General features: G+C 71.4%; 15 protein-coding genes. 10 read left to right on the top strand and 5 right to left on the bottom strand.

Translation table 11 applies throughout. The features are described from left to right. Positions 1-214 precede the first annotated feature (214 nt). Complete coding sequence (mmsA, locus tag P2T62_RS02560; RefSeq protein ID WP_276259925.1) at positions 215-1,723, bottom strand: CoA-acylating methylmalonate-semialdehyde dehydrogenase; 1,509 nt, start codon at positions 1,721-1,723, stop codon at positions 215-217. A gap of 115 nt (positions 1,724-1,838) precedes the next feature. Between mmsA and P2T62_RS02565 the strand changes: the two genes are divergently transcribed. After that, the gene (locus P2T62_RS02565) at positions 1,839-3,290 is read left to right on the top strand and encodes an RtcB family protein (protein ID WP_276259926.1); all 1,452 of its coding nucleotides are present in this window, start codon (positions 1,839-1,841) and stop codon (positions 3,288-3,290) included. Between the two features lie 116 nt (positions 3,291-3,406). Here the strand turns inward: P2T62_RS02565 and P2T62_RS02570 are convergent, their stop codons facing one another. Next, positions 3,407-4,312 (bottom strand): hypothetical protein, encoded by a 906-nt coding sequence (locus P2T62_RS02570; RefSeq protein ID WP_276259927.1) that lies wholly within the window; start codon positions 4,310-4,312, stop codon positions 3,407-3,409. A 202-nt stretch (positions 4,313-4,514) separates the two neighbouring features. On the opposite strand from P2T62_RS02570, the gene P2T62_RS02575 reads away from it, so the two are divergent. From P2T62_RS02575 to P2T62_RS02595, 5 genes are all read left to right on the top strand, one after another. Next, a complete protein-coding gene (locus P2T62_RS02575) occupies positions 4,515-5,726 on the top strand; it encodes an iron-containing alcohol dehydrogenase family protein (protein WP_276259928.1) in 1,212 nt (403 codons plus the stop codon). A 135-nt stretch (positions 5,727-5,861) separates the two neighbouring features. Further along, the gene (locus tag P2T62_RS02580; RefSeq protein WP_276259929.1) at positions 5,862-6,839 is read left to right on the top strand and encodes a VOC family protein; all 978 of its coding nucleotides are present in this window, start codon (positions 5,862-5,864) and stop codon (positions 6,837-6,839) included. Positions 6,840-6,914: 75 nt separating this feature from the next. Next, positions 6,915-7,832, top strand: coding sequence for a DUF8054 domain-containing protein (locus P2T62_RS02585; protein WP_276259930.1), 918 nt, complete (start codon positions 6,915-6,917; stop codon positions 7,830-7,832). A 54-nt stretch (positions 7,833-7,886) separates the two neighbouring features. Next, the gene (locus P2T62_RS02590) at positions 7,887-8,237 is read left to right on the top strand and encodes a DUF5783 family protein (protein WP_276259931.1); all 351 of its coding nucleotides are present in this window, start codon (positions 7,887-7,889) and stop codon (positions 8,235-8,237) included. Positions 8,238-8,804: 567 nt separating this feature from the next. After that, a complete protein-coding gene (locus tag P2T62_RS02595; RefSeq protein WP_276259932.1) occupies positions 8,805-9,182 on the top strand; it encodes a NifU family protein in 378 nt (125 codons plus the stop codon). Between the two features lie 96 nt (positions 9,183-9,278). On the opposite strand, the gene P2T62_RS02600 is transcribed toward P2T62_RS02595, so the two are convergent. Together P2T62_RS02600 and P2T62_RS02605 are read right to left on the bottom strand one after the other, a co-directional pair. Then, positions 9,279-9,530, bottom strand: a complete 252-nt coding sequence (locus P2T62_RS02600; RefSeq protein ID WP_276261669.1) for a type II toxin-antitoxin system HicA family toxin — start codon at positions 9,528-9,530, stop codon at positions 9,279-9,281. 1 nt (position 9,531) lies between these two features. Beyond that, positions 9,532-9,792 carry a type II toxin-antitoxin system HicB family antitoxin gene (locus tag P2T62_RS02605; RefSeq protein WP_276259933.1) on the bottom strand — a complete coding sequence of 87 codons (261 nt, stop codon included), beginning with the start codon at positions 9,790-9,792 and terminating at the stop codon, positions 9,532-9,534. Positions 9,793-9,880: 88 nt separating this feature from the next. On the opposite strand from P2T62_RS02605, the gene P2T62_RS02610 reads away from it, so the two are divergent. The 4 genes from P2T62_RS02610 (at position 9,881) to P2T62_RS02625 (ending at position 13,854) form a co-directional block, all read left to right on the top strand. Then, positions 9,881-11,377, top strand: coding sequence for a DolP-mannose mannosyltransferase (locus P2T62_RS02610; protein ID WP_276259934.1), 1,497 nt, complete (start codon positions 9,881-9,883; stop codon positions 11,375-11,377). Positions 11,378-11,461: 84 nt separating this feature from the next. Next, on the top strand, positions 11,462-12,934 hold the full coding sequence (locus P2T62_RS02615; RefSeq protein ID WP_276259935.1) for an acetyl-CoA hydrolase/transferase C-terminal domain-containing protein: 1,473 nt from the start codon (positions 11,462-11,464) through the stop codon (positions 12,932-12,934). Positions 12,935-12,999: 65 nt separating this feature from the next. Beyond that, positions 13,000-13,437: a hypothetical protein gene (locus P2T62_RS02620; protein WP_276259936.1), complete on the top strand. Its 438-nt coding sequence runs from the start codon at positions 13,000-13,002 to the stop codon at positions 13,435-13,437. A 42-nt stretch (positions 13,438-13,479) separates the two neighbouring features. Continuing rightward, the gene (locus P2T62_RS02625) at positions 13,480-13,854 is read left to right on the top strand and encodes a spore germination protein GerW family protein (protein ID WP_276259937.1); all 375 of its coding nucleotides are present in this window, start codon (positions 13,480-13,482) and stop codon (positions 13,852-13,854) included. A gap of 68 nt (positions 13,855-13,922) precedes the next feature. Here P2T62_RS02625 and P2T62_RS02630 read toward each other — a convergent pair whose 3' ends face one another. Beyond that, the gene (locus P2T62_RS02630) at positions 13,923-15,128 is read right to left on the bottom strand and encodes a CBS domain-containing protein (RefSeq protein WP_276259938.1); all 1,206 of its coding nucleotides are present in this window, start codon (positions 15,126-15,128) and stop codon (positions 13,923-13,925) included. Positions 15,129-15,455 lie beyond the last annotated feature (327 nt).

Genomic DNA, 15,455 nt, shown 5'->3' on the forward strand with positions numbered 1-15,455 from the left:
CGCGGGGAGAGCGGGCGGGGGCTTTCAACAGGGTCTCATCGTCGCTGTCGTCGGTGTGTTCGGAGTCGTCGCAGGGAGAGCGGGCGGGGGCTTTCGACAGGCCCCGGGGCGGCTCACAGCCAGACGGATTGGCGTTGAACTGGTTATAAAATTCGAATGGAGAACTCCCACGCTCAATTCCGAAAATATAATCTGAAAATGGGATATATCAGTATTATTCGCCCGGCCAGCGCTCGATGTAGACCGTCTGGTCGGTGTAGAACCGCACGGCGTCGTCGGCCTGCGCGTGGAGGTCGCCGAAGAAGGAGGCCTTCTGGCCGCCGAAGTGGTAGAACGCCATCGGCGCCGCGGTCCCGGCGTTCACGGCCAGGTTGCCGGCCTCGGCCTCGCGGCGGAACTGCTGGGCCTCGCGGCCGCGCTCGGTGAACAGGCTGGCGGCGTTGCCGTACTCGCTGGCGTTCAGCGTCTCGATGGCCTCGTCGAACGACTCGACCCGGGAGAGCGCCACGACCGGGCCGAAGATCTCCTCGCGGGCGATCTCCATGTCGGGAGTCACGCCCCCGAGCACGGTCGGGCCCATGTAGATGCCGTCCTCGTGGCCCGGGACGGTCACGTCGCGGCCGTCGCGGAGCAGTTCGGCCCCCTCCTCGATGGCGCGCTCGACGTAGCCGGCCACCTCGTCGCGGTGCTCGGACGTGATGAGCGCACCCACGTCCGGGTCGTCCGGGCCGTAGCCCACCTCCGCGGCCTCGGCCTCGGCGACGACCGCCTCGGCGAACTCGTCGTACACCGCGTCCATCGTCAGCACCACGTCGTTGGCGAGGCAGCGCTCGCCCGCACAGGCACACGCCGAGGAGACGGTCTTCTCGGCGGCGAAGTCGAGGGCGGCCGAGTCGCTGACGATGACGTGGTTCTTCGCGCCGCCCTGGGCCTGGACGCGCTTGCCCGCGGCCGCGGCGCGCTCGTAGACGTGCCGGGCGACGCCCGTCGACCCGACGAACGACACCCCGGCGATGGCCTCGTGGTCGCAGATGGCGTTCACCGACTCGGGCCCGCCGTTGACGAGGTTGACGACACCCTCGGGGATGCCGGCCTCGTGGGCCAGCGCCACCAGCCGCGCGGGCGTGATCGGGTCGCGCTCGCTCGGCTTCAGGATGAAGGCGTTCCCGGTCGCGACGGCGTGGGGCAGGAACCAGAGGGGGATCATCCCGGGGAAGTTGAACGGCGTGATGGCGGCGAAGACGCCGAGCGGCTGGCGGACGCCGGCCTCGTCGATGTCGGGCGCGGCGCCCTCGACGATGCCCGAGCCCTCCTTCAGCAGCGAGGGCATCCCGCAGGCCACCTCGACGTTCTCGATGCCGCGCCGGAGCTCGCCGCGGGCCTCCGAGAGCGTCTTGCCGTGCTCGGTCGCGAGCGTCCGCGCGAGGTCCTCCTGGTGCTCCTCCAGCAGCGCCTTGTACCGGAAGAGGGGCTGGATGCGCTCCTCGACGGGCCGCTGTGACCAGTCCGCGAACGCCTCGCTCGCGGCCGCGACGGCGTCGTCCACGTCGGCGGCGGTGCTGTAGCCGACCGTGCCGACCCGTTCGCCGGTGCCGGGGTCCGTGATGGGGTGTCGCTCGCCCGACGGGTCGCGCCACTCGCCGGCCACGCAGTTGTGGACGGTCGCGCCACCCTCGGCGGTCGGGTCGAGCGCCGGGTCCCCGGTCGTGTCGTGAAGTGCCATACCGCGTGGCCGATTGCTCGCCACATAAGGGGGGTGCCTAGGCCCCCGCTACGCCGTGTCATCCGGCCACGGGGTGACGACAGGTTCAACCCTCCCTCCCGGCTACGCTCGGCCGATGCCCATCGAACTGGCCGGCGAGTACACGACGGCACGCGTGATGGTGGAGGACGAGTCCCTCGTCGAGCAGGGCCTGCTCGACCAGGTGCAGGAGTTCGTCGACCACCCCGCGTTCACCGAGCCGGTCGTCGTGCAACCAGACGGACATATCGGTGCTGGAGCGCCGGTCGGGTTCACGATGCCGCTGGCCGAGCAGGTCGTCCCGAACGTCATCGGGGTCGACATCGGCTGCGGGATGACGGTCACGCGCCTCGGCGACGCGCTCCCCCTGGAGCACGCCGAGCGCGAGCGCCGCGTCCGCGAGGCCGTCCCGATGGGGCGGTCGGTTCACGAGTACGACGACGCGGTCCACCTCGTCGACGAGTTCCCGTTCGCCCGCGCGAACGAACGGTTCGAGCAGTTCGACCGCGCCTTCCGCGATCGGTTCGACGAGCCGGTCGACCCCGCGTTCGCGTTCGACGGCTACGACGGCGACTACTTCGAGACGCTCTGCGAGCGCGTCCTCGCGGACCAGCGCCAGGGGATGGGCCACGTCATCCGCTCGGCCGGCACCCTGGGCGGCGGCAATCACTTCGTCGAGTTCGCCCGTGCCCGCGACTCTGGCGACTACTACCTCGTCATCCACAGCGGCTCGCGCTACCTCGGCAAGGCCGTCGCGGAGTTCTGGCAGAATCGGGCCACCCAGCTCCGGAACGCCGACCGCGTCCGCGAGCGCATCGACCCCGAGGACGCGCGTTTCCTGAAGTTCGACCCCGACGAGGTGAGCGACGCGGACCTGTTCCGCTGGGTCACCGGCGGGATGGGCGAGTCCCACATCCGCAAGGAGCGCGTCCGCGAGGAACTCGACGGGAAGGCCATCGAACACACCTTCGACCGCCTGGGCGACCTCCGCCCGGCGACGGGCGACGAGGGCCGCAACACCGACCTCGACCCGCTCGTCGGCCGCGAGGCGCACGGCTACTACGTGGACATGCTGTTCGCCCAGCAGTACGCCCGCTGGAACCGTGAGCTGATGGCCGACGCCATCTGCGACGCGCTCGGCGTCGACCCGGACGAGCAGTGGCACTCGACGCACAACTACATCGACTTCCGCGACCTGACCATCCGGAAGGGTGCCACCCCGGCCCGCGAGGGCGAGCGCCTCCTGATCCCCTTCAACATGGCGGAGGGTGCCGTCATCGCCCGCGGGAAGGGCAACGAGGAGTGGCTGTCGACGGCCCCGCACGGCGCCGGCCGGCGGATGGGCCGTCGCGACGCGCACGACCGCCTCTCGATGGCCGACTTCGAGGCCGCCATGGAGGGTGTCTACTCCGAGTCCGTCGTCGAGGACGTGCTCGACGAGGCGCCCGCGGCGTACAAGCCCGCCGACGCCATCGAGCGGGCGCTGGAACCGACCGCGGAGGTGGTCGAGCGGCTGGCCCCCGTCCACAATCTGAAGGCGACGGAGTAGCCGGGTTACAGGCCGACCCGGATAATCGGGTAACGTGTCCCGTACCGTGGCTGTGGTGTACTTTCTGATGTTTTCGTGGGTCCTCTCGAGCAATGGTCGGATCCGTTTGCCGGGTCTCACGGCACCAGCTGCATCGTCGCCGCGACCGCCAGCACGAAGCCGAGCAGCAGGACGGCGCTCCCGGTCAGGTAGAGGCGGTGGCCGTCGGCGCTCTCGTCGAGCAGCAGCCGCTTCTCGCGCGTCGACACCAGCATCCGCGACCCGTCGACCGGATGCGTGACGACGGCGTCGTCGGTGGGGAAGCGGTCGTCGTCGCCGCCGGCCAGCAGCTCCGAGGAGCCGCCCGCGCGGCCGGTGTCGCGCCGGGCGTAGCCGAGGACGTACACCTCGTCGCCGGCCCGCAGGGTCGCCTCCTCGTAGGTCCGGTCCGCCAGCCCGTCGCCGGCACTCAGATGCGGGGCGTCCCGGACCCACTCGGTCAGCTCCGGGGGGGCCGCCTCCTGCGAGGGGACGAACACCTCGGCGTCGAACCCACCCAGGTCGATGGTCGCGCGCCCGGTCCGGACGGTCGAGGGGAGTGCGCCGAGTTCGCTGTCGAACTCGAGATCGCGGGTCGCCAGGTTGCCCGGGTCCACGAGCACCTTGCTGGTCCCGTCGTCGACGTAGAACGGCACGGAGCGGAACCCCGTCGCGACCCGTCGCGTGCCGGCGATGCCCGTCCCGCCACGCCCGCGGGTCGCCCGCCACGCCGTGAGGACCGCGCCGTCCGTCCCGGAGACGGGGGCCGTGAACGTCCCGTCCGGGTCGGGTTCGACCGTCCGGACCGGCGCATCCGGCGCGGGGACGACGGTCCCGGTCAGCTCGACGAGCCCGCGCTCGGTCGTCCGGCCGGTCCCGGCCGGGAGGGTCGTGGCCAGCCGCGAGTGGCGCTTGCGGCGGCGGTCCCCGACCCGGCCCAGCATGAACCCGACCCCCATCACCCCCACGCCGACGAGCGTCAGCAGGATGTGGACCGTCGCCATCGAGCGGGGAGCCGGACGCCGGAGGGATAACGTTGCGCCCGTCGGTTACCGGCCTTACAGAAGCGCCGCCGGCGAGCGGTGGGTGGCCCCGACCGCGCAGCGTGTCCCCGGCCGCCCCGGCGGCGGGTTTCAAGCCTTCGCCGCGAGTAACGCCGCCCGTGCACATCGTTCGTTCCACGGGCCGGTCGCCGGAGGGACTGCCATGACCGACGGTGACGACGACGCGGGGTTCCGGTTCGCGTACGAGCCGGGGGCGGTCGTCTACGGCGAGGGGCGGGTGGCCGACCTCGAACGGGAGCTGGCCGCCATCGGGGCCGAGCGCGGCCTGGTCGTCGCGGGCGAGACCGTCGGCACGACCGACGCCGTCGTCGGCCCCGTCCGCGAGGGTCTGGGCGACCGGCTCGCCGACGTGTTCGCCGGGACGACGCCCGAGAAGCGGCTGGCGCAGGCCGCGGCCGCCGCTGATGCCTTCGAGGACGCCGACGCCGACGCGTTCGTCTCCCTGGGCGGCGGCAGCAGCCTCGACGTGGTGAAGGTCGCGAGCACGCTCGTCGCCTCCGGGCAACCGTACGAGAGCGCACTGCGGGACCTCGAACGGGCAGGGACCGTCCCGGTGCCGGACGACGAGTTGCCGCCCATCGTCGCCGTCCCGACGACGCTCGCGGGCGCGGACCTCTCGGTCGTCGCGGGTATCACCGCCCGCCGCGACACGGAACCGGTCGTTCGCGGCGGCGTCTTCGACGGCCGGCTGATGCCCGAGGCGCTCGTCTACGACCCCGACCTGTTCCGCACGACGCCCGACGGGGTGCTGTGCGCGTCGGCGATGAACGGCTTCGACAAGGGGCTCGAGACCGTCTACGCCCGGAACGGGACCCCCGTCACCGACGGGACCGCCCTGCGGGGCCTGCGGCTCCTCTCGCGGGGGCTCCCGGCGCTCGGCGCGGGCGAGCGCGACGACGACACCATGCACGACGCCATCGTCGGGACCGTGCTCGTCCAGTACGGCGCCTCCCGGGGCGACGGGACGACGCTGTCGGTCATCCACGCGTTCGGCCACGGCCTCGCGCGAGGGTACGACATCCAGCAGGGCGCCGCCCATGGCGTCATCGCCCCCCACGCCGTCCGTGATATCTTCGCGTCCGTGGACGGCCGGCGCGACGAACTCGCGGAGGCGCTCGGCGTCGCCGACGAGGCCGACGGGCCCGAGGCCACCGCCGACGCCGTGGTCGACGCCATCGACGGCATCCGCGCAGCGCTCGGCCTGCCCGAACGCCTGCGCGACACCGCCATCCCCCGCGAGGACCTGCCCGACATCGGCCAGGCCGTCGTCGACGACGGCTTCATGCCGAACCGGCCGCGCGGCTACGACCCCGACGCGGACGCCATCGAGGCCGTCCTGGAGCGGGCGTGGTGAGGTCCGTGTCCGAGCGGGCGTGGTGAGCCACTCGCCCTCCCGGCGCCGACCCCCCGCCCGAGCCGGTTACACCCGCGTCACCCGCCGACACGGGCGTTCGCGCGAGTATTTCCGGCTCGCACTCCTACGTCTGGTATGGCCGAAACCACGGGCATCCACCACGTGACAGCCATCGGTGGGGACCCGACACGGAACGCGCGGTTCTACGTCGAGACGCTCGGACTGCGCCTCGTCAAGCGGACGGTCAACCACGACGACACCGGCACCTACCACCTCTACTTCGGTGACGGCGAGGGGACGCCCGGTACCAACATCACGTTCTTCCCGTGGACCGACGACGGCCGACAGGGCGAGTTCGGCGCCGGGCAGACGCAGTACACGGCGTACGCGGTCCCCGAGGGCTCGCTCGGATACTGGGCCGACCGGCTCGCGGCCCACGGCGTCGACGCCGAGCGCGTCGAGGTGCTGGGCCAGGAGCGGCTGCGCTTCTCCGACCCGGACGGCATCGGCCTGGAACTCGTCGCGACGGATGCCGAACGGCCCGGCGAGCCGTGGGCCGACTCGCCGGTCCCCGCGGAGCACCAGCTACTCGCCTTCGCGGGCGTGACGCTCGCGCTCGCGGACCCCTCGGTCACGGGCGAGGTGCTGGAAGCCATCGGCTACGAGCGGGTCTCGGGTGATACCGACGCGGGCATCACGCGCTACGACACCGGCGCCGACGGCCTGGGAACCTGGGTCGACCTCGTGGGGACGGACACTCCGCGCGGCCGGATGGGCGTCGGGACGGTCCACCACGTCGCCTTCCGCCTCGCCGACGAGGACGAGCAGCGGGCGATGCAGGACGCTCTCGACGAGGTCGGGATGGACGCGACCGAGATCATCGACCGGACGTACTTCAGGGCGATCTACGCCCGGGAGCCGGGGGGTGTCCTGTTCGAGTTCGCCACGATGGGGCCGGGGTTCGACGCCGACGAGCCCGTCGAGTCGCTGGGCGAGCGCCTGGCGCTCCCGGAGTGGCTGGAGGACGAGCGCGAGGAGATCGAGGCCGCGTTGCCCGCGTTCGAGGCCCCTACCCCGGGGCCGGCCGCGAACGAGACCAGCGCGGACGACTGAGGAGTGACCACTGCCCGGTCCGATTCTTCCCCGGGGGAGCAGCAGAGATATACTCTCCGCGACGTAGCCATGGGTATGTCAATCGTCGAGCGGGTCCGCAAGCCGGAGTACACCGGCGAGAACCGCTGTATCCCCTGTACGCTCGCCAACAGTGTCATCGCGGTCGTCCTCGCGGCGGTCGTCGGGGCCGCGTGGTGGGTGCTGGTCGGGACCGTCACCGGGGGTGCGGTCGTCGCGGCCGTCGTCCTGGTCGCGAGCGCGCTGAGCATCTGGCTCCGTGGTTATCTCGTCCCCGGGACGCCCGAGCTGACGAAGCGCTACTTCCCCGACTGGCTCCTCGCGAAGTTCGACAAGGGGCCCGCCGCGGCTGGCGGGATGGCCGCGGGCGCCGGTGGGGCCGCCGGCGACGGGACCGACGACGAGCGCGAACTGCAGGGACAGGTGAACTCGGAGGCCGTCCTGCTGGAGGCGGGCGTCGTCGAGCCGTGCGCCGACGAGGACGACCTCTGTCTGTCGCCGGCGTTCCGCGGGTCGTGGCGCGACCGGATGGGCACTATCCGCGAGGAGGGCGCCGAGCGCGCCGAGCTCGCGAACCAGCTCGACCTGGACCCCGAGGAGGTGCGGTTCGAGGAGCACGGTGGCGCGTTCGTCGCCTTCTACGATGGCCGCCGAGCCGGCCAGTGGGAGTCCCGCGCGGCGCTCATCGCCGACCTCGCGGCCGCCCGTGTCCTCCCCGAGTGGGTCGGGGGCTGGGACGACCTCGCCATCGGTGCCCGCTCGCAACTGCTGGGCGGCCTCCGCATCTTCATCGACGAGTGCCCGGACTGCAGCGGCCCCGTGGTGGCGGGCCGCGAGACGGTCGAGTCCTGCTGTCGCTCCCACGAGGTCGTCGCGGCCAACTGCCAGGAGTGCGGGTCGCGGCTCCTGGAACTGCCGTATGAGGAGCCCGCCACGCCCGGGGGGCCCGGTGGTGACCCGACGCTGTCGGACTGACCCGCCCGTTCGACACCCGACCAGTTTTCCCTGCCCGCATCCCCAGCCACGTGTATGCCCGAGTTCGACGCCGACCGCTTCGCCGAGGCGAAGTACGTCGACTACCTGACCGACCTGCAGACGGCCTACAAGAACGCGTTCGACCGGATGAACGACCGCTACGACTCGAAACTGGTCCACGCCATCGACCAGGAGGTGCTCAACGAGTCCGAACCGTTCTACGAGGGTGACGGGCGCTTCCGGCTGGAGGTGCCCGAGGACCCGCACGGGCGCGTGACGAGCGTCGTGGTCGGCGAGGAGAAGTTCGCGGGCGTGCTGGCGGCGTACCGCGAGACCGTCGAGCGCGAGATCGCCCGCCAGTTCGGCTTCGACCCGGACGAGGGGTCGGCGACCGCTGCGGAGTGAGTGCTGTTAGCGGTGTCGCGTGTCTGTAGCGAATTGGTCGGGGACGGAGACAACAGCGACAGGCTGTTGAAAGCCCCCGCGTGCTCGACCGTCCGCGGCTCGCTGCGCTCCTCACGGTCCGGGCATGCGGCGGGTTCGCTGGCGCTCACCCGCCGTTCCGGGCGTGCGTTGTGGTGCTAGCGTCGCCGGGGACGGGTCGAGCCCGCGGCCCCTTTCAGTCCCGCCCAATTCGACATTCCAGGGTCGCTCCACACCATTCTAGCTCGATGCGTGCGCTCCGTGGACCTGACAACATCGGGTGGGAATGGAAGGGGCTGACCGGTCGACCCATCCCGGGCGACGCAAGCACCGCAGCCGAGCGACCGACGGGAGCGAGGCGAGGAGCGCAGCGAGCCCCGGATGGTCGAGCGGCCAGGGGCTTCCAATCCGTTCGTTCCCGTCACAGAGGACCTCGAACCAATCGATACAGCCAGCCCCTCCCTGTACCGCTCACGAGGCGAACACGTCCCCGACTCCATCCCACGTCCCAACCAAAGGTCTAAGCGCCGTCGCCGCCAACCCCGGACCATGAGCACCCAGAGCGAGGACGGCGGCGAGGACGAGCTGCGCGAGCGCATCAGCAACTTCCTCCGCCGGAACTTCCCGCAGATCCAGATGCACGGCGGTAGCGCCGCCATCCAGAACCTCGACCGCGAGGAGGGGTCGGTGACGATCATGCTCGGCGGCGCCTGCTCGGGCTGTGGTATCTCTCCGATGACCATCCAGGCCATCAAGTCCCGCATGACCAAGGAGATCCCCGAGATCAACACCGTCCACGCCGAGACCGGCATGGGCGGCTCGGAGGGCATGGCCGGCGGCGCCGGCGGCGGCAGCATGTCCCCGTCGTTCCCCGGCGAGTCCTCCTCCTCGTCCGATTCGGACGAGGGGCCCGAGGCGCCGTTCTAGCTTCCGTTCTTCCGCTTCTCGCTGTTTTCACCGGTCGCGAGCGGCCGCCTTCTTGAAGAGAGTGGTCCCACCCCTCGGACCTCGCGGTCGGGGCTGTCAGCGATTCGCGTCGATCCACTCGCACCAGGCGCGGAAGTCCTCGGCACCGCACTGGTCCGCGATGGACTGGAGTGTTCCCGTCGGGATATCGTCGGCCGGGGCCATCGGCACCGAGACGACCCGTACCTCGTCTGTTTCGAGATGCTCGTAGCGCAGTTTCAGGTGGCTCCCTGTCCGGCCGACCGGGCGAAACCCGTGGCTCCGGAGGACGCTCGCGATCTCGCGACCGGAGAACGATGCCCGGACCACGCTACCGCATGAACTCGGGGAGGTCATCGTCCCCGTCCCCGTCGGGGTCCAGCCCGAACTCCCGGAGGTCCTCATCGTCGACAGGCTCACTGCCGCCCGCGTGCAGTTCCAGCGCCTCCGCCAGCATCGCCAGGGCCTCGGCCTTCGTCTCCCCGTAGGAGGCGACTCCCGTCTCGATGTCGCGGGCGGTGATGCGGCCGTCGTCCTCGTGGACGAACTCGACGCCCTCCCGACGGCCGTCGGACGGTTCGGAACGTGCCATCTCGCGTCGGCGTTGGTCGGCTTCACGGATAAGGGTTCGTCGGGGGGAGCGCCCCCTCTTTTTTGTCGCCGCTCCCGGTGCTGCCGGTATGGTCCCCGACGAGACCCTCCCCTCCCGGGTCGGCCGATACGCCGGCGAGGTGCGGGCCGCACTGACGGCGACGGGTGCGTGGCTCGCGGCCCGTCCGCCCGTCCTCGCGGCCGCGCTGGCGCTGCTCGCGCTGGGATACGCCGCCGCCCGCCTGTTCGCCCCGCTCCCCGCGGGCACGTGGCCGTGGCTGGGTGACTCGGTCATCTTCGAGTACATCGGCTGGTTCCTGACCGAGGGGAACCGCCTCTACATCGACGTCTGGGAGGTGAAGCCACCGCTCGCCTTCGAGGTGACCGCCGCGCTGGCGCTGCTCGCGGGCGAGAACGTCGTGCGCTACCACCTACTCAACCTCGCGGCCAACGCCGCTGCCATCGCCGTCGGGGCCGCGGTCGCCGCCGGCATCGTGGACCACCTGACGGACGACGCGCTCGGCGCCGTCGTCGCGGGCGTCGCCCCGTTCGTGCTACCGATGTACTTCTACCGTGCGCTCGTCGGATTCAAGCCGAAGTACCTCATCGTCGCGGCGGGGCTGGGCTGCCTGTACCTCTCGTACCGCGACCGTCCACTCGCCGCCGGCGTCGCGGGTGCGGCGGCCGTCGGCCTCTGGCAGTTCGCACTGGTGTTTCCGGCCTGCGCGCTCGGTCTGTGCTGGCAGCGGGACGGGCGACGTGGCGCCGGACGGGTCGTGCTCGGCGGGCTCGCGACGGCCGCTGTCATCCTGCTGCCGGTCGTCTACTGGGGCGCGCTGCCGGCGATGGCCGCCGAGACGCTCCTGGTGCCGCTGTTGCTCGTCGGCGAGCAGCCCCTGCCAGCGCGGGTGCTGGCGCTCGCCGACGCGCTCTGGGTCTGGCTGCCGGTCGCACTCCTCGGGCTCGTCGGCCTCGTCCGGCACGGGTGGAGTCGGCTGGCCCGCACGTGGCCACTCCTCGTCGTCGCGGGCTGGTTCACCGTCCAGCTCCTCGCGCTCGACTACGACAACCCGCCCGACCTGTTCCCCTGGGTCGCGGTCGTCTCGGTCGGTGTCGGGCTGACCATCGCCGACCTGCGGGACTGGGCATCCGCCGCCGACGTGCGGGGCTGGATGCCCGCCGCTGCTACGCGGTGGGCGCCCGCGGGTCTCCACGACCGCGACGCGCCGGTCGGGAGGGAAACCGCCGCACGGGTCCTCGCGGCGGGCGTGCTGGTGCTGGCGACCGTCTCCGTCGCGACGATGGGCGGCTTCGGTGTCTGGTCGGGTCGGACCGACCCGAAGACGTACGACACCACCCGGACCCACTCGCCGAACGTGTCGGCCCCCGACGACCTCGACGGTGTCGAGTACCAGTACGTCTACTGGAACCGGGTGTCCATCTCGACCTGCCGCGCGTTCGGGGGCGCGAACCAGTTCCGGCTCGTCAAGCGGCTGGACCTGGCGAACGGTGGCCGATGGGAGACGGCACCCTGTGGCCGGTTCACCCCGCTGTGGGACGCCGTCCGGGCGCAGTACGGGCCGTGATGTCCCGGGCCGGTGCGCAACCGCGGTGCGGCTGCCCGCCGGCGGACACCCAACGCTAACTACCCGCCCGCCGACGGTCGGGCCATGACAGACGACGGGACCGGTGGGCGCATCGAGGGCGACCTCCCGGTCGAGTCCGCGACGGACGCTGCCGCCCGCATCGAGGCCGGCGACGTGCTCGGCATCTCGGGGTTCGGGAGCGTCGGCTACCCGAAGCTCGTGCCGGAGGCACTGGCCGCCCGCGGGGACGCCGCCGCCCTCGACCTGACGGTCATCAGCGGCGGGAGCGTCGGCCCCGAAGTGGACGAGGCGCTCGTCGAGTCGGACGCGATGGCGCGGCGCTACCCGTTCATCGGCCACGAGGCACTACGCGAGGCCATCAACGACGGCGTCATCGCGTTCCACGACCGCCACGTCGCCGGGGTGGCCGACGAGGTCCGGTTCGGCGGCCTGCCCGCGCCCGACTGGGCCATCGTCGAGGCCGTCGCCGTCGGCGAGGACTGGCTCGTCCCCTCCCCGTCGGTCGGTTCGACGCCGACGCTCGTGGACGCGGCCGACCGGCTCGTGGTCGAGGTGAACGCGGCCCAGCCACGCGACCTGGAGGGCCTGCACGACCTGCTGGTGCGGGCGGCGCCGCCCGGGCGCGAACCGCTCGCGCTCGACGCGGTCGACGACCGCATCGGCTCGACACGCATCGATTTCGACCCCGGGAAACTCGCCGCCGTCGTCCACACGGACCGCGCCGACACGACCTACACCTTCCGCGACCCGACCGCCGTGGACCGGGCGCTCGCGGACCAGTTCGCTGGCTTCCTCGACGCCGAACTCGACCGCAATCCCGCGTTCGCCGACAGCCTGAATCTCCAGTTCGGGGTCGGGAGCGTCGGGAACGCCGTCGTCTCGGCACTCGACGCCGTCGACCTCGGGGCGGGGGACGTGGCCTACTTCGGCGAGGTGGTGCAGGACGCCGTCCTCGACGCGCTCGACGACGGCACGCTCGCGGCCGCGAGCGCCACCTCGCTCGCACTCTCGGACGAGGGGCAGGACCGCCTGTTCGCGAACCTGGACCGCTACGCCGAGCAGGTGGTACTCCGGCCGGTCGACGTCTCGAACGACGCCGGCCTCATCGACTCGTTCGGCGTGATCGCGGTCAACGGCGCCGTCGAGGTCGACCTGACGGGCCAGGTCAACTCCACCCACATCGGCACCGATGTCGTCGGCGGCGTCGGCGGCTCGGGTGACTTCTTCCGGGCGGCGCTGCTCTCGGTCGTCGCGCTCCCCTCGACGGCGGCCGGGGGCGACATCTCTCGCGTCGTCCCCCGGGTCGCACACGTCGACCACACCGAGCACGACGTGGACGTCGTCGTCACCGACCAGGGCGTCGCGGACCTGCGCGGCCTGTCGCCCCGCGAACGGATGCGTGCGATGCTGGACGTGGCCCATCCCGACTTCCGCGAGGCACTCACCGAGTACCACGAGCAGGCGCTGGAGCGGGGTGGTCACACTCCCGGCGGGTTCGACCTCGCGGCCGAGTGGCCGCCCGACGACGCGACGTAGCCCTGGTTCTCAGGGGGCGGGAGGAACGTACCGGGGTTTTCCCCGCCGGCGACGAACGACCATCCATGAGTGGTATCGTCCGGCTCGTCGACGCGTCCGACCAGGTGCTCGCGTGGCTGGCCCTGGCGTTCGCGTCGCTGATGGCGGTCGCGTGGGGGCTGTTCGACGGCTCGCCGTGGCGCCCGGAGCTGTTCTTCGGCCTCCAGTTCCTCGCCTGGACGACGACGGCGCTGGCGGTGGCGATGGCAGCTGCCGCGCTCCACCACCTCGGGAGCCCCGACCGGACCGGCCCCGGGACGCTGCTGGCCGTCGTGGCTCTGGTCCACGCACCCGTCCACCTCGTGCTGGTGTTCGGCCTCGTGGCCGCCCCGACGCTACGGGGCCTCTCGACGCTCGCCGCGTGGGTGCTGTTCCCGCTGCTCGCGCTGTCGAGCGCGGTCGTCGTCCTCCGGCCGGTGCTGCGGGGCTGGCTTCCGGCGCTGACGCCACACGAGCGGTCCTGACCGGGCGCCCACCTTGATTAGGACACCCGGTCCAGAGTCGGTATGAGCGACGACCGCACCGACACCCCGGCGGACGGCTTCGACGCGATGCGCGACCTCGCAGGACAGCTCCCCGACGCCGACGCCCGGACGGTGTACGGCGACCCGGTGACACAGGGCGACCGGACGGTCGTCCCGGCGGCGCGCATCAGCCACCGGTTCGGCGGCGGGTTCGGTGGTAGTGGCGAGGGCCAGCCCGGGGGCTACGGTGGCGGTGGCGGCGGGGGCGTCACCGCCGAACCGGCCGGTGCACTCGAGGTCTCGCCCGACGGGACCCGGTTCGTCGATGCGGAGGCGGCTCCAGGCGATGGACGCCGGTGGCCACTCCTCGTGGCGTTCGCACTCGGTGCGCTCCTGGGGTGGCGCGGGCGGCGGTGAGCGGATGCGAAAAACCAGTCGTGGCGTTCTCCGGATCGGTTCTCGATCGGTCGTAGCGCTCGGTCAGCTCAGCTGCCGAGCCACCAGCCGTAGAGCTGTGCCTGCTCGTCGGGGTCGGGACGCTTCTTCGACTGGCCGTAGGTCTTCCCCTTGAGCAGCTGGCGTTCGACGGCGTTCGCGGCCAGACGGAGGGCGTGGGAGGCCCCGTACCCCTCCCCGTCGGCCGTGAAGTACCCGCGGTCGGTGACCAGCCGGATCCGTGCCAGCACCAGCGGCACGCCACGCGTCTGCTCCTTGTGCTCCTGCAGTTCGATACTGGCCTTGATGACGCTCATCTCGCCGTACTTCGCGGTCATGTCCTCGATCAGCGCGGCGACGTCGTCGTAGTCCATCCCCTCCAGCAACTCGAGGCCGAACACCTGCACGGCGTTCCGGTCGTCGCGCTCCCAGGTGAGCGCCTCGATGACGTCCGTCTTCGTGATGATACCGACCGGGTCTCCGGTCCCGTCGGCCGTGACGACGAGCGAGGAGATCTCCCGCTCGAACATCGTCTCGACGACCTCGTCGAGCGGCGCGTTCCGCGCGACGGTGACGACCGCGTCGGACATCAGGTTCCGTACCGGCAGGTCGAGCAGTCGATCGGAATCGCCCTCTCGCGCGCCCCCACCGCCACGACGCCCGCCACCGCCGCGGCCACCGCGGCCACCCGCCGAGCCGCCCTGGCTCTTGTTGCCGCCCCGCATCGTGAACTCGATGACGTCGTACAGGCTCAGCATGCCCACGAGGTCGTCCCCGTCGACGACCGGCAGATGGGCGATTCCGGCCTCCCGAAGGAGATTGAGCGCCTTCCCGATCGTGGTATCGGGGGTCGCGCTGATCAGGTCCGAACTGTACGCGTCGTCGACGGTCGCCGCGTCGAGGAACGGACGGACGGCCTCGAGCACGGCATCCCCGGTCACCACACCGACGACCTGGCCGTCGCGGAGTACGGGGAGCGTCCTGGCGTCGCTCCCGATCATGAGTCGCGCGACCTCGCGGACGTCCTCGGTGCGGTCGACCGTCGGGACGTGCTGGACCTGTGAGCCGACCTTCGCGGACGGCTGGTTGGACGAGGACGCCAGCTGCCGGCGACTCACGATGCCGCGGTACTCGTCGCCGTCGGTTACGACGACGGCATCGAGTTCCTGATTCTCGAACGCCCCGGCGACTTTCGAGAGCGGGGTTCCGATATCGAACTCGGTAAACTTCGGAGAGAGTATCTCGGAGATATCCATGATGACTCCTAGTGTAAGGGGCGCAGGACGGTTATGCCTGTCCCAGCCCTGAAGGTGGGGCGGTGGGGTGTGGACCACCGAACTGCGCCGGCTGCATCGAGACGCCCACCGACGGGGGTTCCGGCGGATAAACCGGAGACGACGATACGAAACTCCGCTCTCCGGCTCCATCCGTCACGGCAGCGAACGCCCTGAGACGGCGCGCTCCGTACTCGTGGTAGTGACATCCGGACAGAAGGGCTCTGTTGCCCGCCTCGACCGCTGATCGGTTGTTGCGGCCGTGCTGAATACAGGGCGCATCTACAGCATGCCTACGGGTGGTAATTC

This window comes from Haloglomus litoreum, assembly GCF_029338515.1.
Classification (GTDB): domain Archaea; phylum Halobacteriota; class Halobacteria; order Halobacteriales; family Haloarculaceae; genus Haloglomus; species Haloglomus litoreum.

What these genes read in the sequence shown, in the direction of transcription:
- P2T62_RS02570 (WP_276259927.1), bottom strand. Translation starts at nt 4,312, where the DNA reads ATGGCGACGGTCCACATCCTGCTGACGCTCGTCGGCGTGGGGGTGATG.
- P2T62_RS02580 (WP_276259929.1), top strand. Translation starts at nt 5,862, where the DNA reads ATGGCCGAAACCACGGGCATCCACCACGTGACAGCCATCGGTGGGGAC.
- P2T62_RS02615 (WP_276259935.1), top strand. Translation starts at nt 11,462, where the DNA reads ATGACAGACGACGGGACCGGTGGGCGCATCGAGGGCGACCTCCCGGTC.
- P2T62_RS02595 (WP_276259932.1), top strand. Translation starts at nt 8,805, where the DNA reads ATGAGCACCCAGAGCGAGGACGGCGGCGAGGACGAGCTGCGCGAGCGC.
- P2T62_RS02605 (WP_276259933.1), bottom strand. Translation starts at nt 9,792, where the DNA reads ATGGCACGTTCCGAACCGTCCGACGGCCGTCGGGAGGGCGTCGAGTTC.
- P2T62_RS02630 (WP_276259938.1), bottom strand. Translation starts at nt 15,128, where the DNA reads ATGGATATCTCCGAGATACTCTCTCCGAAGTTTACCGAGTTCGATATC.
- P2T62_RS02610 (WP_276259934.1), top strand. Translation starts at nt 9,881, where the DNA reads ATGGTCCCCGACGAGACCCTCCCCTCCCGGGTCGGCCGATACGCCGGC.
- P2T62_RS02620 (WP_276259936.1), top strand. Translation starts at nt 13,000, where the DNA reads ATGAGTGGTATCGTCCGGCTCGTCGACGCGTCCGACCAGGTGCTCGCG.
- P2T62_RS02625 (WP_276259937.1), top strand. Translation starts at nt 13,480, where the DNA reads ATGAGCGACGACCGCACCGACACCCCGGCGGACGGCTTCGACGCGATG.
- P2T62_RS02575 (WP_276259928.1), top strand. Translation starts at nt 4,515, where the DNA reads ATGACCGACGGTGACGACGACGCGGGGTTCCGGTTCGCGTACGAGCCG.
- P2T62_RS02585 (WP_276259930.1), top strand. Translation starts at nt 6,915, where the DNA reads ATGTCAATCGTCGAGCGGGTCCGCAAGCCGGAGTACACCGGCGAGAAC.
- mmsA (WP_276259925.1), bottom strand. Translation starts at nt 1,723, where the DNA reads ATGGCACTTCACGACACGACCGGGGACCCGGCGCTCGACCCGACCGCC.
- P2T62_RS02565 (WP_276259926.1), top strand. Translation starts at nt 1,839, where the DNA reads ATGCCCATCGAACTGGCCGGCGAGTACACGACGGCACGCGTGATGGTG.
- P2T62_RS02590 (WP_276259931.1), top strand. Translation starts at nt 7,887, where the DNA reads ATGCCCGAGTTCGACGCCGACCGCTTCGCCGAGGCGAAGTACGTCGAC.